General features: G+C 62.6%; 17 protein-coding genes and 2 pseudogenes. 10 read left to right on the forward strand and 9 right to left on the reverse strand.

The window, feature by feature from the left end; genetic code table 11:
* Positions 1 to 14 precede the first annotated feature (14 nt).
* Both F3J19_RS06000 and F3J19_RS06005 read right to left on the reverse strand, forming a co-directional pair.
* Positions 15 to 2,735: a glucosidase gene (locus tag F3J19_RS06000; RefSeq protein WP_167038784.1), complete on the reverse strand. Its 2,721-nt coding sequence runs from the start codon at positions 2,733 to 2,735 to the stop codon at positions 15 to 17.
* Positions 2,736 to 2,786: 51 nt separating this feature from the next.
* Entirely contained in the window at positions 2,787 to 4,796 is a 2,010-nt protein-coding gene (locus F3J19_RS06005; RefSeq protein WP_167039321.1) for an amylo-alpha-1,6-glucosidase, read from the reverse strand.
* Between the two features lie 811 nt (positions 4,797 to 5,607).
* Between F3J19_RS06005 and F3J19_RS06010 the strand changes: the two genes are divergently transcribed.
* Positions 5,608 to 6,288: a hypothetical protein gene (locus F3J19_RS06010; protein WP_167038786.1), complete on the forward strand. Its 681-nt coding sequence runs from the start codon at positions 5,608 to 5,610 to the stop codon at positions 6,286 to 6,288.
* A 413-nt stretch (positions 6,289 to 6,701) separates the two neighbouring features.
* On the opposite strand, the gene F3J19_RS32970 is transcribed toward F3J19_RS06010, so the two are convergent.
* Both F3J19_RS32970 and F3J19_RS06020 read right to left on the reverse strand, forming a co-directional pair.
* Positions 6,702 to 6,827 carry a hypothetical protein gene (locus tag F3J19_RS32970; protein WP_275691441.1) on the reverse strand — a complete coding sequence of 42 codons (126 nt, stop codon included), beginning with the start codon at positions 6,825 to 6,827 and terminating at the stop codon, positions 6,702 to 6,704.
* A gap of 150 nt (positions 6,828 to 6,977) precedes the next feature.
* Entirely contained in the window at positions 6,978 to 8,222 is a 1,245-nt protein-coding gene (locus F3J19_RS06020) for an aromatic ring-hydroxylating dioxygenase subunit alpha (protein WP_167038790.1), read from the reverse strand.
* On the opposite strand from F3J19_RS06020, the gene F3J19_RS06025 reads away from it, so the two are divergent.
* From F3J19_RS06025 to F3J19_RS06030, 3 genes and pseudogenes are all read left to right on the forward strand, one after another.
* Entirely contained in the window at positions 8,221 to 8,382 is a 162-nt protein-coding gene (locus tag F3J19_RS06025; protein ID WP_167038709.1) for a hypothetical protein, read from the forward strand. The two genes, F3J19_RS06020 and F3J19_RS06025, sit on opposite strands and share 2 nt — an antisense overlap.
* Before the next feature lie 133 nt (positions 8,383 to 8,515).
* Positions 8,516 to 8,608, forward strand: a pseudogene (locus F3J19_RS32545) (IS5/IS1182 family transposase); the annotation flags it as partial.
* A 170-nt stretch (positions 8,609 to 8,778) separates the two neighbouring features.
* Positions 8,779 to 9,186 carry a DUF1493 family protein gene (locus tag F3J19_RS06030; RefSeq protein WP_167038792.1) on the forward strand — a complete coding sequence of 136 codons (408 nt, stop codon included), beginning with the start codon at positions 8,779 to 8,781 and terminating at the stop codon, positions 9,184 to 9,186.
* A gap of 11 nt (positions 9,187 to 9,197) precedes the next feature.
* Here F3J19_RS06030 and F3J19_RS06035 read toward each other — a convergent pair.
* A pseudogene (locus F3J19_RS06035) lies at positions 9,198 to 9,374 on the reverse strand (transposase); the annotation flags it as partial.
* 137 nt (positions 9,375 to 9,511) lie between these two features.
* Positions 9,512 to 10,321 carry a class I SAM-dependent methyltransferase gene (locus F3J19_RS06040; protein ID WP_167038794.1) on the reverse strand — a complete coding sequence of 270 codons (810 nt, stop codon included), beginning with the start codon at positions 10,319 to 10,321 and terminating at the stop codon, positions 9,512 to 9,514.
* Between the two features lie 356 nt (positions 10,322 to 10,677).
* Between F3J19_RS06040 and F3J19_RS06045 the strand changes: the two genes are divergently transcribed.
* On the forward strand, positions 10,678 to 11,937 hold the full coding sequence (locus F3J19_RS06045) for a multidrug effflux MFS transporter (protein ID WP_167038796.1): 1,260 nt from the start codon (positions 10,678 to 10,680) through the stop codon (positions 11,935 to 11,937).
* Between the two features lie 64 nt (positions 11,938 to 12,001).
* Here the strand turns inward: F3J19_RS06045 and F3J19_RS06050 are convergent, their stop codons facing one another.
* Complete coding sequence (locus F3J19_RS06050) at positions 12,002 to 12,745, reverse strand: hypothetical protein (RefSeq protein ID WP_167038798.1); 744 nt, start codon at positions 12,743 to 12,745, stop codon at positions 12,002 to 12,004.
* A 372-nt stretch (positions 12,746 to 13,117) separates the two neighbouring features.
* Between F3J19_RS06050 and F3J19_RS06055 the strand changes: the two genes are divergently transcribed.
* Positions 13,118 to 13,534 (forward strand): DUF4279 domain-containing protein, encoded by a 417-nt coding sequence (locus F3J19_RS06055; RefSeq protein WP_167038800.1) that lies wholly within the window; start codon positions 13,118 to 13,120, stop codon positions 13,532 to 13,534.
* Positions 13,535 to 13,632: 98 nt separating this feature from the next.
* On the opposite strand, the gene F3J19_RS06060 is transcribed toward F3J19_RS06055, so the two are convergent.
* Entirely contained in the window at positions 13,633 to 14,943 is a 1,311-nt protein-coding gene (locus tag F3J19_RS06060) for an MFS transporter (RefSeq protein WP_167038802.1), read from the reverse strand.
* Between the two features lie 289 nt (positions 14,944 to 15,232).
* Positions 15,233 to 16,324: a tartrate dehydrogenase gene (locus tag F3J19_RS06065; RefSeq protein WP_167038804.1), complete on the reverse strand. Its 1,092-nt coding sequence runs from the start codon at positions 16,322 to 16,324 to the stop codon at positions 15,233 to 15,235.
* 124 nt (positions 16,325 to 16,448) lie between these two features.
* Here F3J19_RS06065 and F3J19_RS06070 point away from each other — a divergent pair, with 124 nt between their 5' ends.
* The 4 genes from F3J19_RS06070 to F3J19_RS06085 all read left to right on the forward strand — a co-directional run bounded on the left by F3J19_RS06070 (position 16,449) and on the right by F3J19_RS06085 (position 19,934).
* Positions 16,449 to 17,375, forward strand: coding sequence for a LysR substrate-binding domain-containing protein (locus F3J19_RS06070; RefSeq protein WP_167038806.1), 927 nt, complete (start codon positions 16,449 to 16,451; stop codon positions 17,373 to 17,375).
* A 570-nt stretch (positions 17,376 to 17,945) separates the two neighbouring features.
* Positions 17,946 to 18,239 carry an RNase A-like domain-containing protein gene (locus F3J19_RS06075; RefSeq protein WP_167038808.1) on the forward strand — a complete coding sequence of 98 codons (294 nt, stop codon included), beginning with the start codon at positions 17,946 to 17,948 and terminating at the stop codon, positions 18,237 to 18,239.
* On the forward strand, positions 18,220 to 18,510 hold the full coding sequence (locus tag F3J19_RS06080; protein ID WP_167038809.1) for a contact-dependent growth inhibition system immunity protein: 291 nt from the start codon (positions 18,220 to 18,222) through the stop codon (positions 18,508 to 18,510). The genes F3J19_RS06075 and F3J19_RS06080 overlap by 20 nt, the downstream gene beginning before the upstream one ends.
* 125 nt (positions 18,511 to 18,635) lie before the next feature.
* A complete protein-coding gene (locus F3J19_RS06085; RefSeq protein WP_167038811.1) occupies positions 18,636 to 19,934 on the forward strand; it encodes a TAXI family TRAP transporter solute-binding subunit in 1,299 nt (432 codons plus the stop codon).
* The last annotated feature ends 84 nt before the right edge of the window (positions 19,935 to 20,018 follow it).

The following is a 20,018-nucleotide window of genomic DNA, read 5'->3' on the forward strand; positions in this document are numbered from 1 at the left end:
CAGTTCAATCGCGTTCACGCGACCGGCGCAAGCGCCGGCTCGCCAGTGAGCGGCACGTTGCCCGAGGCGGCCATCGCGCGCGGCTGCAACAACAACGCGACGAGCCCGCTCCAGCCGGTCTGATGCGAAGCACCGACGCCACGGCCGTTATCGCCATGAAAATACTCGTGGAACAGCACCAGATCCTGCGAGCGCGGGTCCGCCTGCAACAGCGGATACGCGCCCATTACGGGCCGCTCGCCGTCCCGGTTCTTCAGAAACAGCGTGGTCGCGCGGCGCGCGAGTTCGTCCGCGATCTCGGCCAGCGAGAACTTCTGCCCCGAGCCGGTCGGGTACTCGACGCGAAAATCGTCGCCGTAATAGCGGTGGAATTCGTATAGCGATTCGATCAGCAGATAGTTGACCGGCATCCACACCGGCCCGCGCCAGTTCGAATTGCCGCCGAATACGCGCGTGTCCGACTCAGCCGGCAGATATTTGACGCAGAAGCTGTTGCCGTTGTGTTGAAACACGAACGGCTGATCGCGATGAAAGCGCGACAGCGCCCGCACGCCATGATCGGAAAGAAATTCGCTTTCGTCGAGCGCACGCCGCAACAATGCCTTCATGCGATGGCCGCGCAGCAGCGAGAGCAACAGCGCATTGCCCTTGCCGGGCTCGTTCCAGCGCGACACGAGCCGCGCGAGATCAGGGCGATGTTCGAGGAACCACACGAGCCGCTCGCGCAGCCCCGGCAAGCCGCCGTGCAGACGCTCTTCGAGCACGTGCACTGCGAACAGCGGAATCAGCCCGACGATCGAGCGCACGCGCATCGGAATGTTGCTGCCGTCGGGCAGGCGCAGCTTGTCGTAGAAGAACTCGTCCTGCCCGTCCCACAGGCCCGTCTCGCAGTCGTCGTCGCAACTCACCGCTTCCGCGATATACAGGAAGTGCTCGAAGAACTTCACGCCGATATCGACGAACACATGATTCGCGTACGCGAGTTCGAGCGCGATGCGCATGAGGTCGAGCGCATACGCGGCCATCCACGCGGTGCCGTCGGCCTGATCGAGATGACCGCCGGTCGGCAGCGGCGACGAGCGATCGAAAATGCCGACGTTGTCGAGCCCGAGAAAACCGCCCTGGAAAATATTGTGGCCGTCGGCGTCCTTGCGGTTGACCCACCACGAAAAATTCAGCAGCAGCTTGTGAAACACGAGTTCGAGGAAATCGCGATCGGCCTTGCCGGTCAGCGCGCGATCGATCTCGTACACGCGCCACGCGGCCCAGGCATGCACGGGCGGATTCGCGTCGCCGAGCGCCCATTCGTAGGCGGGCAGTTGCCCGTTCGGATGCTGATAGCGGTCCTTCACGAGCAGCAGCAACTGCTTCTTCGCGAACGCGGGATCGATCAGCGCGAAGGCGGCCGCGTGAAACGCGAGGTCCCATGACGCGTACCACGGGTACTCCCACTTGTCGGGCATCGACACGATGTCCGCATTGCACAGATGCCGCCAGTCCACGTTGCGGCCGTGCTTGCGCTCGGCGGGCGGGCGCGGCTGCAACGGATCGCCGTCGAGCCAGCGCTGCACGTCGTACTGGTAGTACTGCTTCGACCACAGCATGCCCGCGAGCGCCTGGCGCTGTACGAGGCGCGCATCGGCATCGGCGATCTCGTGTTGCAACGCGCCATAGAATGCGTCGGCCTCGGCGAGGCGGCGCGCGAATACCGCATCGGCGTCGAGCGGCGCTTCATCGCCGGCCGCTTGCGTGCGCCAGCGCAGATAGACGACCGCGCGCGCATGCGGGCCGAGTTCGAGCGCCGCATGCACGCCGGCCTTGGTGCCCGCATCGTGACGGATCGCATTTGCGTCGCCGTGCACGAGGTAATCGTTGAAGCCGTCCTTGAACGGGCCCGCGCCGTCGACGTTGAAAAGACGCTCCACGTTGGTGTCGTTTTCGCAGAACAGCCACGCAAGCGGCGCATCCTTCGACCACGCGGTCACGACAATCGGCTCGTGCAAAGGATGATGGCCGACGAGATGAAGCGTGCCGTCATGATCGGCGCCCATCACGAGCTTCGGCTTGTTGCCGTTCTCCTTCCACGACCACGAATTGCGCGCCCAGATTTGCGGCAGCACGTCGAGCGAGGCGGCTTCGTCGGCGCGATTCTCGATCGTCACGCGCATCACGATGTCGTCGGGCGTATGTTTCGCGTATTCGACCTGCACGTCGAAATAGCGCGCGTCGTCGAATACGCCGGTATCGAGAATTTCGTACTCCGGCATGTCGCCGCCGCGCCGCGCGTTTTCTTCGATGAGGTCCTGGTACGGATACGCCGCATGCGGGTACTTGTAGAGCATGCGCATATACGAATGCGTGGGCGTGCCGTCGAGATAGAAGTACAGCTCCTTCACGTCCTCGCCGTGATTGCCCTGCGCATTCGTGAGGCCGAACAGGCGCTCCTTGATGATCGGGTCCTTGCGGTTCCAGAGCGCGAGCGACACGCACCAGCTCAGACGGTCGTCGCCGAAACCGGCAAGGCCGTCCTCGCCCCAGCGGTATGCGCGGCTGCGCGCATGGTCGTGCGGGAAGGAGTCCCACGCGGTGCCGTCGGCACTGTAGTCCTCGCGCACCGTGCCCCACTGGCGCTCGCTCAGATACGGCCCCCAGCGCTGCCAGCGGCCGCACTCGGCCGAATGCAGCCGTGAACCTTCGACGGTGGCAAGCAGATTGGCAGCGCGCAGCGGTGGCATGACGGAGTCCTTGCAACAGGCCTGGCGGTCGGCCCCACATCGTAGCGCGGTTTACGCGCCGCCGCGCTCGAATCGGGCCAGCAGGTTTTCGACGCGCAGCAATTCGCCGAGCGACCACGCCTGAAACGGCGTGCCCGCCGGTGTGTGCGGTGCATCACCGTCGGCGATTTCGGACAGATGATCGAGGCCTGCGCAATCGAGATGCGCGTACAGCGGAGCGAGAAAACGCGCCCTCGCCTGAGCGAGATTCGGCGCGCTCGCGCCGTTCACGCGCAGCCATGCTTCGACGAACGGCCCGATCAGCCACAACCAGACCGTGCCCTGGTGGTAAGCGCCGTCGCGTTCGAGCGGCGAGCCGCCGTAGTGTCCGCGATAGGCGGGATCGGATGGCGCGAGCGAACGCAGGCCGAGCGGCGTAAGCAATTGCGCTTCGACCTGACCGAGCACCGCGCGCGCCGCCGCGCCTTCGAGCAGCGGAAACGGCAGACCGCCGATCGCGAAGACCTGGTTCGGCCGGATCGCGCGATCCACCGTGCCGGGTACGTGATCGACGTCGACGTTGTCGAATAGCGCCTGCGTGGCGGGGTCGACGAAGCGCTGGCGAAATGAGAGCGTGGCGCGCTCGGCCGGTTGCCGCCACCGCGGGTTCCATGCCGAGGCGATACGCAGCGCGTTGATCCACAGCGCCTGCACCTCGACCGGCTTGCCGATGCGCGGCGTGACGACCCAGTCGCCGACTTTCGCGTCCATCCACGTAAGCTGCACGCCGGGGACGCCGCAGCGCAGCAAGCCGTCGTCGGCGCAGGCGGCGATGTTGAAGCGCGTGCCGTTCGTATAGCCGGTGAGGATCGCTTCGGCCGCCTGTTGCAGATGCGCGCGCGTCGCGGCGCTCGCATGCTGCATCGCGAGATACTCGTGCAGGGCGACGACGAACCAGAGCGACGCATCGACCGAGTTGTATTCGGGCGCGTCGCCATAATCGGGGAAGCGGTTCGGCAGCATGCCTTCCGAGAGCGTGCCGGCCCATTCGAGCAGGATCGCTTCGGCGTCGTCGAGACGGTTCGACGCGATCAGCAGGCCGCGCATCGCGATGAAGGTGTCGCGGCCCCAGTCGGTGAACCACGGAAAGCCCGCGAGCATCGTGCGGCCTTCGTTGCGCGTGACGATATAGGCATCGGCGGAACGTTGCAGGCGCGAGCCGAGTGCGTTGCGGCGTTGCTGTTCGGTTTGGGCGAGATAGGCGGCGTGAGTGGTGGCTGTGGTTTTGTCGTTGGCAATTGGGATTGATGTTGCCGTGTCCGACTTCCCCGAAGCGCTCGAAGCACTCGAAGCGCTGAGGATCATCACCGCTTCGCCGCTTGCGATGTCGAAGCTGAAGACGCCGGGCGTCGCAAGGTCTTCGCGGTAATCGAGCCCGCGCTCCTGTTCCCGCACGTAGCAGAAGTTGCGATACCAGTCGGGCGCATGCGTGTAGACGCCGTTCGTCGCCGCGCCAACGACAGGCAAACCGCCATACGGCTGCCAGCTTACGCACGACTGGTCGCCGCTGATTTGCGCGCTGAAGTTGAACGCGGGATTCTCATGATGCAGCGCATGATAATCGCGGCCCGACAGCAACGGCCTGACCTTCAGCACGGGCACGCCAAGATCGCCGAGGCCGTTGCCTTCGAGCCGCCAGCGCAGCACTGTTGCGCCGGTTGCCTTGCTGACGAACGCTTCAGTTATCGCCACCGTCCGTGCATCGACCCGCACCCGCCACGTCGGCCACGGCACGGTATCGAAGCTATCGAGACTCCCGCGCAGGTCCGGGTAGATCACGTCCGGCCCATAGCGCTGCATGCTCAACGGAAAGCGTTGCCCGTGCGCTTCGAGCCACACCTCCACGCCATTGACGAGCACCATGCGCCCGCCCGGCGCGCGCGTCGCGCTCAACAGCAACGCGTGATAACGACGCGTGCGCAGCATGCCGGCCGTGCCCGAGGCGAAACCGCCGAAGCCGTCCGCTTCCAGCCATTCGTCTTCGAGATGCGAGAGGTCGAAGGGTGATCCGATGCGTGTCATGAAGTCGGTCGCGCTCATGCGAAATCGTCGATTGGCGTAGTGTGCCAAACATTCACGCAGAGGGTGTTCGCGGGACCGTTCTTCTTGCCGGTACTTTCTACTCTCGCCTCTGTCTCCACCGCGCGCCGGATCTACTGACGGGCCGACGGCATCCAGACGCAAGCCCGCGAGGAGGATTCGGACGAGGACTGCCCGCAGGTGATCATCGGTGTAAAACCAGACTGCGGCAGAGAACGCGTAACGCTCAGCAACAGTTATCGCGCATCAGTTTTTGCTGGCTGGCAAATTCTCATGGCGATCCGCGAGTGCATGTGAAATGGGAATCTCAAATAGTGCTTCTCACAGATGTTCATATGTTCGCCTCGGTCGAGAGCAATCTCGCCTCCGTCGGATATAACAGCTCTTTTTCGCACCTATTGAGGCAACCTAAGTGGCAAATCCCCATCGGCTTGGCAGCAACTTCGATCTCCCGAGGAGTGGTTACGGTGCACCCTCAGCGCATTCGACACATCAACAAGCGACTGGCAGCACTCAGAGATTTCCCACGGCGGCGCCTGCCATGGGGACGCTATCCGGATTGCCGGCGATGGAGACACGCCCGCAGACTTCCACGCGAGCTAACCCAGTCGGCCGTCATGTACAGATTTCTTCGATTGAAAATTCTCGGGTCCGTCAGGAAGCCGAAAATCTTCGCGCGGGCATTGAGAATTTTGGCGAATCTGCCCGCCGATAACCGCCTCGAGCAGCAAGACAATCCACGGAATACGAGGACTGGACGACCCGACTCGGTGCCGTAGAAGAAGTCGTGGATATGATCCAGAATCAAGTCAACGACGGGTCAATCATGCCCGGGGATGCGGTACGGGTAACAGCTGGCGAACATACCACCGGCATCATGACCGTCAGCGTCTCTCCGAAAGAGGAAGACGCAAAGGATGCTTTCTGGATCGACAACATCGTCACGCACCCTGGTGCTGCCGGAGCAGGTGAGTTGCTGATCGAAAAAGCCGTTGCGATGTCGGCAAGCAAGGGGTTTGGCGGTACCGTCAGGCTGATGGCGTTCTCGGGGCAGACTTTCTACAAATCGGTCGGCTTCAAGGATCTCGGCGGAGGGCTCATGGAACTTCGCCCGGCACAGAGCAATAAGTGGTCAAACGTTAACGGCACTTTGCTTCTGAGCCGGCGAATGCACAAATCCGGCCTCGTCCAGGATATTCCACGAACTGTACCCCAAGCTGAATTACAGCTTCAAACACAACTGGGACAGGCCAGCCCCCAGGACAGAATCGAATACGCATTGCAGCTCCGCCGGCACCCGGAACTGAGTCGGTTCGCACAGAGTGTCATGCAGGGACTACAGCAGGCAGTAACAGCCAATCGACAACTGCCCCCGATGCAGGTTTGTGACCAGACGTTACGCCAGTGGTGGAGTGCCAACGAGGAACAACGGCCACTGTATAACAAGTTGATTCGCGCATTTGCGGCTCGCTAAAGCGGATGCGATTTCAACGTCCCGACGCACGACGACTGTGGGTTGGTGTGTGCCGGGACGCGTTGGCCATATGCTGTAGTCCTGCACGTGATTTGGCTTAGGCTTGACACATAAGAATCCCAAAGTGCCAAAGCTGGCCGAGTGTCATTCGTGGCAGGATCGGTTCCGTCGGATCGGATTAAATCCGCAGTAGCGCCCGGACGATAGGTAATCTCTGCCGCGCCCCAGGGGCGGAGACGACTCGGACAGGCCTTCCTCCATCCGGCGCATCATTCTCCACCTGGCTGGCGCCGGCAATCTGCAACTACGATCGAAACGCCATACGGGACAACGGCGCGGGCAATGACGGTCGGAGCCGTTTCAGCAGCCGAAGTGGCATTCCCATCGCCATCGCTCGCGGAGCAAGCAGTGCCTCAGCGCGTCTGAACCAACAGATTCAGCGCGATCGCAACGATCAAAGCCACACCGCCGATGAGGCCGAGCAATTGCAGCAGAGTGAGGGATTTACGCGAATTGGTGGGGGTCTGTTGCGTAGTCACGAGCGTTTCTTGAAGTTCGGAAAAAGCGCAATGGTACACGGGCGCGCATGCGACCCGTCTCGACTGGCGCAAACTCGCGTGCAATCAAGCACCGCTTGCCCCAATCGCCACTCGCGAGCGGCGTGCAACGCACGCCGCACACTGCCCCGCTCAGGTCTTCGCAATCGGGTTGCCGTGCCGCGAATCCAGGAAGCGGATCACCGCGGTATCGCCCGTACCCGCGCCCACCACCTGATCGGGCACCCCGCATTCGCGCAGCAGCGCGCGCAGTTCGTTGATGACCGGAAACACCTCGTGATTCCAGTCCGCGCCCTGCGCATCGTGCGCGCGCTGCTCCGCCTCGACGATCTCGCGATCCTCCTTGAAAATGCGCTCGGTAAACCACACGAGCAGCGGCCACAGCAAGGTCATCGCGCCCGGAATGCCGGGCTTGCGAATGGATAGCAGCCCGAACGTCCGGTTGGTGCGCTGCTCGCGATCGAGCGGCACGTAGACGATCCACAGGTCCATCACGAGCGTCTGCTCGGCATTGCGGATTTGCAGCGTCTGGTACGGATACTCGGTGCGGATCGTCATCACGTCCTTGTCGTTGTTGCCGCCGGTCTTGCGATTCTGGCCGAACACGATCGCCTCGCCGAGCGGCTGCTGCCCCTCCATGCGCGCAAACGTGTAGTCGACTTCGACCCAGCCTTCGCCGCGCCGCCGTCCGACCGAACGCGCACGCATCTTGCCCATCTGCCGGCGATGCAGGAACTGATGGTTCATGTCCATCAGGTTCTCGTGCATGAACGAGTAATGGCAATTGACCGGACGGCCGAAGCGGCGCGTCCTGTACTTCGGGTCCGACACCGAGCCGAAACCGGGCAGCGGCCGCTGGTCCGCCAGCGCGGCATCGCCGGGAAACACGAAAATCAGCCCCTCGACTTCCCGGCACGGATACGAGCGCACGCCGTTCGGCAGCCGGTCGCGGCCGAGGTACGGCACGTCGATACACTTGCCCGAGCAGTCGTAGGTCCAGCCGTGATAGCCGCAGCGGATCGACTCGCCATCGACGACGCCCTGGTGCAGCGGCACCTGGCGATGCGCGCAGCGGTCTTCGAGCGCGAACACCTTGCCGGTCTCTGTGCGCGCGAGCACGATCGGCTCGCCGGCAAAGGTCACGCCATGCGTCTTGCCGCGCTTCACTTCGTGCGACCACGCAAGCGGATACCAATGGTCCGGGTGAATGGCAACGCGGCGCAGATCGCGCACGGGCGCCTCATGGGCGGCACGGCCGGGGGCATGCGCACCGGCTGGCGATGCGGCAGAAGCGGCATTCTGCGACGGCGCCTGAAGAGGCTCCGCGGCGACGGCCGCATCGGCGATATCGTGTTCGAGCGGGGGAACAGCATTCATGGATCAAGCCTCCGTTCGCGGGCAGATGGAAGGTGCCGCCCTGCATGTCGAGGCCGGCGTCCTTGCCAGTCTACTTGAAGCGGCTAAAGCGTGGCGTCGCTGGCGGCACACCCGGCATGAGCTGGCGCAAACGCTCCGCGACGTCGACGCACACGTGTGAACGAACGACCTGCGACGTACCGGTGCTATGAAAAAAACGGCCTGTGAGGCAACGGTGAAAAATGGTCTCGGGAAGTGGCCTTAGAGTGGCTAACACAACCGGGACATGAGGCTGAAGGCCATATCCTGACAGCATGTCCGGACGCAAAATCAGTAACGAGTTATGGGCGGCGCTGGGGCCGCTGATTCCGGTGTTCGCACCGTCGCCCAAAGGCGGGCGACGCCGAACGGTGTTTGATCCCGTTTCGCGTGAGGTGGATATATACAACACACCTGGCCGCTGTCGTTGGCCGAATGGTTCCGGTTCTTGACTTCATGGTGTTCGGCTATGATGCGACGCTCATCATGTATCGCACCATGAAGCGTTACAACGAGATCGTCAAACCGGAGGACAGACTTGGCGAATGATCCACAATGGGAAGCGCTCGTTGCATTCACGCGTGAAGAAATACCTTGGGCCGGAAAAACCGAGCCGCTCACACCATCAACAAGCATCAGTGACGATCTGCGCATCGATGGCGACGATGCGTTCGAATTCATCGATCAGTTTTTTGAGCGGTTCGATGTTGCGGGCGGTGAAAACTTTCCCGTTCTTCGCTACTTCGGCCCCGAAGGAAATGCGTTATTTGCCCTGCTCATCGTTCCCGTGCTTGTGGTGGCGTTCGTTCGTTTCGTGCTCAGGCTTAAGCCAGTCAACCTGTTACCCCGTAAGCCCACGCTGACTCTCGGCATGCTGCTCGATGCGATACGCGTAGGCCGATGGGATACCAAAGCCATTGAACGCGCGCACAAGCCGCCCATTTAGCCTTTTGTCAGAAGTGCCTGCGGCAGGTCTTCCCATGGCATCCCCGTTTGCAGGACATACAGGATGCCATTCAAGGCCGCACGGTCATCTACCGTTCGGCGTCACCCGCCTTTGGGCCACGGTGCGAACACCGGAATCAGCGGCTCCAGCGCCGCGCATAACTCGTTACTGATTTTGCGTCTGGACATGCTGCCAGGATATGGCCTTCATAGCCTCATGTCCCGGTTGTGTTAGCTACGCTTAAGAAGCAGCCTCAGGAAACGGCCTCGATTCAGGGCTCGTTTTCAGGGCTCGTTATCCGACACGAAGCCGAAGCGGAGTCGCCTCACGCGCCACTCACCGGCCGCCGCGCGATCAACGCGATCGATTCGATCCGCTCGTCGAGCCAGCCCTCGTCGTTTGCATGGGCTTCCAGCAGTACGTCGATACGCGCGAGCAATTCGTCGAGCCGCGCGCCGAGCCGTTCGCGCGACAGACTCGACATCGACATGGCCCGCGCCCGCAGCGCTTCGGCCGACACGCGCCGCGTTTCGATAACCGCAATCCGTTCGAGCGCCGAAAACGCCGACTGCGCGAGCACCGTCTCGTGGCTCTCCCATGTTTCGGCCCTGCGCTGCTCGCGCGCCGGATCGTCGCTCGAATATTCATCGAGCAGCGCGCGATAGGGCGCGAGCCATGCAATCGACGCATCCGCCACGGGCGAAGTCGAGAACAACGCCAGCGCGCCCTGCGCTTCGATCAGCGCATCGAGCCGCGCGAGCGTGTCGGGCCGGTCCATCCAGTGAAATGCGCGGCCGATCACCGCGAGCCGGAACGATCCGAGCGCGGGCGACAGATCGTACGAACTGCCGTGGCGATACTCGATGTTCGGCGCGAGCCCCGCGCCGAGGCCGGCCGCGATGCGCAGCATTTCCGCTTCGGGATCGAGCGCGAGACCGGCGCCGACCCACGACGAAAACGCCACCGACAACTGCCCCGGCCCGCAGCCGAGATCGAGCAGCCGATGCGAGCCGCGCAATTCGCATGACTGCGCGACGCGCCGGATCAGTTGCGGAGAATACGCGGGACGGCCCAGCAGATAGTGGGGCGCGCTGAACCTGAAGCGGTCGGGGACAAAGGGAATCGGGGCGGTCATGGCGGTTCCGTCCGGTGAGGGTGATAGCGAGGCGATCGGGAAACTCGCCGTACGGGGGTCCATTATCGGCGCACGCACCATTGCTGCGCAGTTTCGCGGGCAACGCCGAGGGCGCGCCGGCATCGGCGGCATCGAGTTCGCCCTGCGCGTTCGCCCATGCGAATCGCCACCTCGCCCGGCCGCCCCACAGGCCGCCCAATCCATTCCCCCACCAGGGAAATCCCGTCTTCCCCGCAAACCACAGGCACAATACGCACCAACCATGTGCCGCGCCTCCGCTTTCGTTCGGGATTTGTTCCAAATCCGAACACGTCCACGTCGATGCCGCGCCGCCAGAATCCCCTTTTGACGCAGTCATGACCCCCGATACCCCTACGTCCGTCCTTCCCCAGTCCGCGCCGAACTCGCCGCGCTTCCTGCTGTACATGATTTGCCTGTTCGCTTCCGCCGGGCAGCTCGCCATCGACATCTACGTGCCCGCGCTGCCCGCGATGGCGCGCTACTTCGCCACCTCGCCGCAGGCCATCCAGACGAGCGTCACCGGCTACATGATCGCTTACGCGTTCGGCCAGCTGATCTTCGGACCGGTCTCCGATGCGTACGGCCGCAAACGCGTGCTCGCTTTCGGGCTCGTGGTGTTTACGATCGGCTGTCTGCTGTCGCTCACGGCGCCGAATCTGGAAACATTCGTGTTCGCCCGCTGCCTGCAGGGCTTCGGCATCGCGACCACCAACCTGCTCTCGAAGGCGATCATCACCGATTCGTTCGCGGGCACCGCGCTGATGCACGCGTTCACGTACATGTCGATCGCGTGGGGACTCGCGCCGATCATCGCGCCGGTGATCGGCGCGCATCTGCAAACCCTGTTCGGCTGGCGCGCGTGCCTCGTCTTCCTGCTTCTCTATTCGATCGTGATGTGGGCGATGCTGTGGCGCTATCGCGAGACCTTGCCGAAGCCCGTGCATCTCGAACCGCGCACGCTGATTGCGAACGCGCGCAAGGTGATATCGAGCCCGGTGTTCCAGAGCTGCTTCCTCGCGCAAGGGTTGTGCTACAGCATCCTGCTCGTGTTCAACATCATCGGACCGTTCATGGTGCAGAACACGCTGCACCGGCCGCCGACGTTCTTCGGCTATCTCGCGCTCGGCATCGGCATGATGTATTTCCTCGGCGGCCTGTCGAACCGTCTGCACGGTCCGCGTCTGCCGAGCGCCGAGCAACGGCTGCGCATCGGCGCGCGCGTGATGGCGGGCGCCTCGCTCGCGATGCTGCTGCTCGCGCTGACGGTCGGCCTGCGCGTATGGACGCTCTCGATACCCGTCCTGTTGATGGGCCTCTGCGCGGGCGCGATGTATCCGACGCTGATGGCCAAGGGCAATTCGCTGTTCCCGCACATCGCGGGCCTGACGAGCGCGATCCTCGGCTGTGCGCTGCTGCTCGTGTCGTCGGCGCTGATGGGACTCGCCGGCTTCGTGTCGGTGCAGATTCTCACGCCGCTCGCGGTGTTCTTCGTGATCGTCGCGTTCGTCGTGGTGCTGATGGTGACGAAGCTGCTGCGCCATCTGGAGCAGGCGCGGCCGGAGGCTGCTGTGTGTGCGGGTAGTGAGGTTGCGTGAGCACCGGCACACGCGACGCAACGCAGTAAGCCACTCATCTCGCATCCAAACTGGCAGCCCGCAATCAATGAAGCGTGCCGCCCAACCGCTCGATCCTGCGCACCTGGCGCGGCAACACGATATACATCCCCCACGCCGCGATAAAAACCGCACGCAGCAGATTCTCCGCATGATGCGGCAACGCAATGGCCAAGCCGGCCATCGCGAGGCTGGCGGGCACGGCCCACGCATACGTCGTTACCCCGAGCAGCGTGGCCTGCCAGAAGCCGAAGCGGCCCGATCCGCGTATCGCATGCGCAACGAGTCCGCCGCGCACCATGTACCCTGCAAGCGGCAAGCTCGCGAGCATGTAAATCAGGAACAGCACGATCGCCGGCATTGCCGCGATCGCAAGCGACCATGCCCGCGAATTCCTCGCAAAATCAGGCGTGAGCACGTCGAATGAGAACGTCATGAGCGGCACCACCGCCCTGGGAATCAGAAAGTGAAAAGCGAACATCGAGATCACAAGGAACAGGATGCCAGCAAGGTACTGACGCCACGCGCACGACCACCACACGTACAGACGCCGGCCGAAGCTCATGCTCCTGCCGAGACGGAAGGGCGCGCCACCGTCCTTTAGCGCGGCAAAGCCGGCCAATACGGCAAATAGCACGACCGCTATCGCGAGAATATAAGAACTCCATACAAAGAACGCCGGATGCGTTCCGCTCGTAACCGAAGCTGGTCCCGGCGTAGAAAAATTCTGCAGATGTCGAGCGACATAGTCCGACGGGTCGAGCGCCTGCGAAGAGTCGTGCGTTGCCATCTTGTCTCCCTGTTTTGTGACGTCACGGTGCAAGGCCAGTGATTCGAAACGCAGCGCAGCGGGCAAGCCGCGAGTGCTTCCTATGCCTCAGCATAGATGCCAGGCGGCCTATTTGTCATACATTTTTGATCTGGCTGTTCCAGAGTGCTTCGGCGTCGCATGCAATGATGATCGAATGAGTGAACCTCACACGCGCCGATGCGATGCACGTAGTTCACAACGAAGACGAAAACATGATCGACACCACGGCATGCACTGATGCCCGGGTTGTGTGCTTCTGAACGGGATGACCGCTTCGGCGGAGTTTTTTGGATGGTTTCATGCTGCACAATCGCAAACTTCCACGATTGGGCAAACTAACGAAATCGGCCAATGACCAACCATCCTCTGGCATATGCGACGTTTCACGTCATGGGTGATGCAGTCGTGCCCATGTTCTGGACCGAGTACTTCGGCTTGTCGCCCGACACGGCTATAGCGAAAGGAGAGCCTTTTGTGACGCCATCGGGGCGCCTGGCCGGCCCCGGTCGCGTCGGCCTGTGGGGCTCGAGCAGCAAGCGATTCATACACAGTAACGACCTCACCCCGCATCTTCGCTTTCTCGTCCAAAGACTGAATCTCGCTCGCGTCGATCTTCCACAAGTCGTCGCCGAAAAAGAGGTGAAGCTGCGCTTTTTCTGCTACTGGAACACTCGAAGTGGCGACCGTGTAACGGATATCCCGCAGGATATCCGCACGATGATGGAAGCCCTTGGCGGGACCATCGAGATCGACGAGTACCGCGATTAGAATCACTGCGCGGGGCTGGCCTTGACGGCCCAGCGCGCCCCGAAAAATCGAACACGGCGCCACTCATCCATGCGGTGGAACAGCCTGCCTGAAACGCGCTAATGCCCGTGCCGCTCCCCCATCGCCACGGCATCCTGCTTCGACTGCCGGCTCAGCATCAACGTCACGACCGCCGACACCGCCAGCGTCGCGCCGACCACATAGAGGCCCGCGGCATATCCGCCCGTCACGTTCTTGAGCCAGCCGATCGCGAACGGACCGACGAAGCCGCCGAGATTGCCGACCGAGTTGATCATCGCGATCCCCGCCGCCGCGCCCGCACCCGACAGGAACATGCTCGGCATCGCCCATAGCGGCGCCTTCGCCGCGCTGATCCCGACGTTCACGACCACGAGTGCGAGCACGATCATCAACGCCGTGCTCGCATGGCCGGCGAACACGAAGCCGACACAAGCCAGCGCGCACGGAATCACGACGTGCCACGTGCGCTCCTCGGTGCGGTCCGAGTGCCTCGCCCACAACACCATCGCGATCACCGCGAGCACGCTCGGCACGCCGGCCAGCAGCCCCGTTTCGAACGAGCCGAAACCGTATTGGCGGATAATCAGCGGCGCCCACAAGCCGAGCGTATACAGTCCCGCCGAGGTGCCGAAGTAGATCAACGCGAGCGCAAGCACGCGCGGATCGCGCAATGCGCTGAGCGCACCCGCCGTGTGGCCCGCATGCGCATGCCGCGCGTCGGCTTCGAGCTTCAGCTTCGCGATCAGCCAGTCGCGCTCTTCCGGCTGAAGCCATTGCGCTTGCGCGGGCTTGTCGGTCAGATACTTGAGCACGAAAAAGCCGAGCACGATCGCGGGCAACGCTTCGAGTATGTAGAGCATTTGCCAGTCGGCGAGTCCGGCGAGGGGCGGCAGCTTCATGATCGCGCCGGAAATCGGCGAGCCGATTGCGGTGGAGATCGGCGCGGCGGCCATGAACCACGCGGCCGCGACCGCGCGCTGGCGCGCCGGAAACCACAGGCTCAGATACAGGATGATGCCGGGAAAGAAACCCGCTTCCGCAACGCCGAGAATGAAGCGCAGCGCGTAGAAACTGTTCGGTCCGACGACGAACGCGGAGGCGAGCGACACGAGCCCCCACGACACCATCACGCGCGCGATCCAGCGGCGCGCGCCGACCTTGTGAAGGATCAGATTCGACGGCACTTCGAACAGAAAATAGCCGATGAAGAAAAGCCCACCGCCGAGTCCGAAGGCGGTCGGCGAAAGCCCGATGGCCTTGTTCATCGACAACGCGGCGAAGCCCACATTCACGCGGTCGAGAAAACTCACGAAGTACAGCAGCATGACGAACGGGATGATCCGCAGCATCAGCTTGCGGGTCACCCGGCTTTCGAGTTCGGAAGTCATTGTCTCCTCCTGCGGCACGCAGCCGTGAGCCGCGCGCGGCTTGCACGCTGGCCGGCTCCGGGTCGCGCCAGTCGGGTTGGGATGGTGTTCTGGCCGTGTCATGGCGCGGTATAGCCGCGCGTCGGCCTTGTCTGAAGCGAATACGGTCCGTGCGTTCAGGTCGCGCTCGGGTCGCGCTTAGCTCACACTTAGGCAACCGCCGGATCGAGCACCGGCCAGGCTTTGGCCGGTGCTCGATCGCGCGCTCAGGCCGCGCCTGAGGTGCGCTCCGTTCGCACCTCGCATGCACTCACGCGGCGTTCGGCACCGACGCCGCTTTCTCGATGAACGCGCAAACGGCCGCCGTCACCTGGGCGGTCGTGGCCGTGCCGCCGAGGTCGCGCGTATGCAGCGACTCGTTCGCGGTGACCGCTTCGACGGCCTGCATCACACGCTTTGCTGCGTCGAATTCGCCGAGGTGTTCGAGCAGCATCACGACCGACCAGAACGTGCCGACCGGATTCGCGAGCCCCTTGCCCATGATGTCGAACGCGGAACCGTGAATCGGCTCGAACATCGACGGATAGCGGCGCTCCGGATCGATGTTGCCGGTCGGCGCAATGCCGAGGCTGCCGGCAAGCGCGGCCGCGAGGTCGCTGAGAATATCGGCGTGCAGGTTGGTGGCGACGATCGTGTCGAGCGTCGCCGGACGATTGACCATGCGCGCGGTCGCTGCGTCGACGAGTTCCTTGTCCCACGTGACGTCCGGAAACTCCTTCGAGATCTGGAGCGCGATCTCGTCCCACATCACCATTGCGTGACGCTGCGCATTGCTCTTCGTGATGACGGTCAGCAGCTTGCGCGGACGCGACTGCGCGAGCCGGAACGCGAAGCGCATGATGCGCTCGACACCGGCGCGCGTCATGACCGACACGTCGGTTGCGGCTTCGATCGCATGGCCCTGATGCACGCGGCCGCCGACGCCCGAATATTCGCCCTCCGAATTTTCGCGGACGATCACCCAGTTCAGGTCTTCGGGCTTGCAGTACTTCAGCGGCGCGTCAATGCCTGGGAGGATGCGCGTCGGGCGCACGTTCGCATATTGATCGAAGCCCTGGCAGATCTTCAGGCGCAAACCCCACAGCGTGATGTGATCGGGAATGTCCTTGTCGCCCGCCGAGCCGAACAGGATCGCGTCCTTGTCGCGAATCGCGTCGAGCCCGTTCTCCGGCATCATCACGCCGTGCTGGCGATGGTAGTCGCCGCCCCAGTCGAAGTTCTCGAACTCGAACGTGAAGGCGCGCGTGCTCTTCGCGAGTGTATCGAGCACCTGCGCGCCGGCCGGCACGACCTCCTTGCCGATGCCGTCGCCGGGAATGGTTGCGATGCGATAGGTTTTCATGTCTCCGTCCTGTGCTGTGTGAAGGGTGTGATCGCACTCTAGCGCTGTCTCGCGGGTAAAAACCGGTGCTAGACTCAAAGCATCTTTAACCTGCATTCACAAATAAAAGGGGGCTGAGGACGCGATGAGCGCTACCGTCCAGCCATCGGATCTGAGCTTTTTCTCGACGCTCGCCGCCTCCGGCAGCCTGAGCGCGGCCGCGCGCGAACTGGGGCTGACGGCCGCCGCGGTCAGCAAGCACCTCACGCAGATGGAGCAGCGCGCGGGCGTCGCGCTCGTCAATCGCACGACGCGCCGCATGATGCTGACGCCCGAAGGCGAGCTGTATGTCGAGCGCGCGCGGCGGATTCTCGATGAAATCGACGAACTGGCCGAACTGCTCGGCTCGGCGAAGAAAACGCCGAAGGGTCTGCTGCGCGTGAACGCAACGCTCGGCTTCGGGCGCAGCCACGTCGGGCCGGCCATTTCGCGCTTCGTCGCGAAGTATCCGCAGGTGTCGGTGCAGTTGCAGCTCTCGGTCACGCCCCCGCCCCTGACCGACGACAGCTTCGACGTCTGCATCCGCTTCGGCGAGCCGCCCGATACGCGCGTGGTCGCGCGCCGCCTCGCGGCGAACCGGCGCCTGCTGTGCGCGGCACCGTCGTATATCGCGGCGCACGGCGTGCCGCAGACCGCGCATGATCTGACGCGCCACAACTGCATCGGCATCCGTCAGGGTGACGAAGCCTATGGCGTGTGGCGCCTGACTTCGGGACGGGGCGCGGCACGCAGGACGGAAGCGGTGCGCATCAAGGGCTCGCTGACCACCAACGACGGCGAGATCGCCGTGAAGTGGGCGCTCGAGGGACACGGCATCCTGATGCGCGCGGAGTGGGACATCGAGCAGTATCTCGCCGACGGCTCGCTGGTCCGGCTAATGCCCGATCACGACACGCCGAACGCGGATATCTTCGCGGTGTATTCGCCGAGGCATCAGATGTCGAATCGTATTCGCGCGTTCGTGGAGTTTATTGCGCGGGATCTGGGTGGTGAGGTGAGGGTGGCTGGGTAGGGTGGTCGGGTGAGAATGAGCGGCTGTGGTTGTGTTTTCCGAGTTGTCTTATTGATGCTGGTCTTGCGGCCCCTGAAGCTACAAGCTTCGGGGACATTTCCTCGTGCTTCCTATCGTCGCAACAAGCAATATTGCAAACGACCGCGCGGAGTATGTCGTAGATGATTATCAGGCTAATCGATCTGGTGCTTGTACTACTGCCAACCAGCGCTCTCGCATGCAATACCTCTCAGAACCTCCCAGGCCAAAACATCGACGTATATTTCGAAAGAAATTCGGCTCAGATATCGGCAGATCAAGTTTTAAAGGTGGCGAATTGGGCTATCGACATGCGCCTTAGGTATCCCATTCAAGAGGTACTGTCCATCGGCTGATTGGCTGAATCAAATGAAAAAGAACCAGAAAAATTGGCACTGCAACGGGCCAATTCGGCAAAAGCCATGTTGATGCAATTCGGTCTGACTCAGGTTCCATACGATGTTCGCGCCAGAATCTACAAGCCTCTTGTCCACTTGACCGAACCACCTGAAAAGATCAGGCGCGTTGAGATCGAATTATCCCCGGGTTGTCGTGGCAATTGCTGCGGCGAAAAGTAATGCGTCACAAGCCATGCATGAGGCAAAAGCGCTCAACCCGGAATTGGGCGGACACACGCTGAAGCACGTCGACAAGGACGAAGCATGGCTCAAGGAGCAACTGAGGCGAGGCCCGCATATTCCCGCTGCATCATCATTCACAGATATCAGGCAGGCAGAGTGGGCCATCGCGGAAGCGATGCGCGCCAATGTCACGAAAATAGAGACGTGGGCAACAGTACCGCGCCACGACTTGGTACTATTCGATCATGAACGACGGAACTTATAGCCATCTCGAACAGCTGGTCATGGCTCGATTCCATGAGGACTATTCGCTCTATGGGAATTCGATACCTGAACTGGTTCTCTCCTATAAAACGGAAATGACCGAGGACGAAAGAGTCGCGACGCTGGAAGAGATAACCCGATTCCAGAAGGCCAATGTGAATTGTCTGGACAGGGCGTTTGACGATCTTTTTGGCTGCCATTGCGACCCGGCTCTTTGGGACCACACTACGGCCTCGTTCCTTGACGAATTGAAACATCTTCTGAGCGAGTAATCCGCGGGTTGTCGCAGCCGTGGGCGCGCCGCGTCCAGCCATCACCCACCCAAGCCGAACCTGAACCGAAACAGGTAACGATGCCGAGACCCCACCCCGCGCTTCAACGCAGTCAAAAAGCCCCCATGACGCGGGCACGCAAGCGCCTGCTGATCGTCGGCGCGATCGTGCTGATCGTCGTCCTCGGCTGGATACTCGCGCTCGTGCTGCAGCCCGCGTTCCAGCGCACGATCGTCATCACGACCGGTGCCGACGGCGGCATCTATCGCGGCTTTGCCGATCGCTACGCACCGCTGCTGAAGCACGAAGGCATCAAGCTCGACATTCGCAGCTCGTCGGGCTCGATCGAAAATTATCAGCGGCTCACCGACCCCGACAGCACCTACGAAGTCGGCTTCATCCAGTCGGGCACGACCAACCCTAAAGACACCGACAACCTGCAAACGATCGCCGCCGTCTCGTACGAACCGATCTGGGTGTTCTATCGCGGCGACGCGACGATCGACCTTCTCTCGCAACTGCGCGGCAAGCGCATTTCGCTCGGCGTGCCCGGCAGCGGTCTGCTCAACGTATCGCAGGTCCTGCTCGGCTATAGCGGCATCACGAGCCAGAACTCGACGCTGCTGCAAATGGATGCGAACGCTGCTTATCAAGGGCTCCAAAGCGGTCGGATCGACGCGGCGTTCTTTATCGGCAGACCCGACGCCGACATGCAGCGCACGCTCCTCACGAGCAACCTGAAGCTGATGAGCTTCGCGCAGGCCGACGCGCTCGTGCAGAAATTCCCGTCGCTCTCGAAGATCGTCCTGCCGCGTGCCTCGGCCAGCGTCGCCGACGATCTGCCGCGCGCCGACGTCACGCTGCTCGCGGCCACGGCGCTGCTCGTCTCGAAGGACACGCTGCATCCGGCGCTCCTCTATCTGCTGCTCGATGCGGCGCGCACGGTCCACGGCGGCGAGGACTACTTCACGCCGATCGGCACGTTTCCGAACCTGCACACCCAGGAATTCCCGATCTCCGACGAAAGCATCCGCTACTTCAAATCGGGCCGGCCGTTCCTGTACCGCTATCTGCCGTTCTGGCTCGCGAGTCTCATCGAACGGCGGCTGCTGATCCTGCTGCCGTTCATGGCGCTTCTGATCGGTCTCATACAGGCGCTGCCACGCACGCTCGAAGCGCGCATGAAAAAGCGGCTCGAGGTCTGGTATCGCGAGATCAAGGCGCTCGAAGACGAGGTATGGAAAAACTTCGCGCCGACTCGCGCGCAAATCGCGCAATGGCGCGACGAGATCGAGAGCATCGACGCAAGCGCGAGCCAGATACGGATTCCGTATCGCTACTTTCAGGACGTTTACGCGCTCAAGCAGGCGATCGGCATCGTGCGCGACCGGATCGCCCACGCGGCGGAGAGGGCGCAGAAGTAGACGCTCACGCGCGCGGGCCTTGCAGCTTACGGCGCGGTAACCGCTCGCGCCCGATCCTCGCGCCGCTTCGCCAATCGCGGTATC

Origin of the sequence: Burkholderia sp. Ax-1724 (assembly GCF_011752995.1) — a bacterium.
GTDB lineage: Bacteria > Pseudomonadota > Gammaproteobacteria > Burkholderiales > Burkholderiaceae > Paraburkholderia.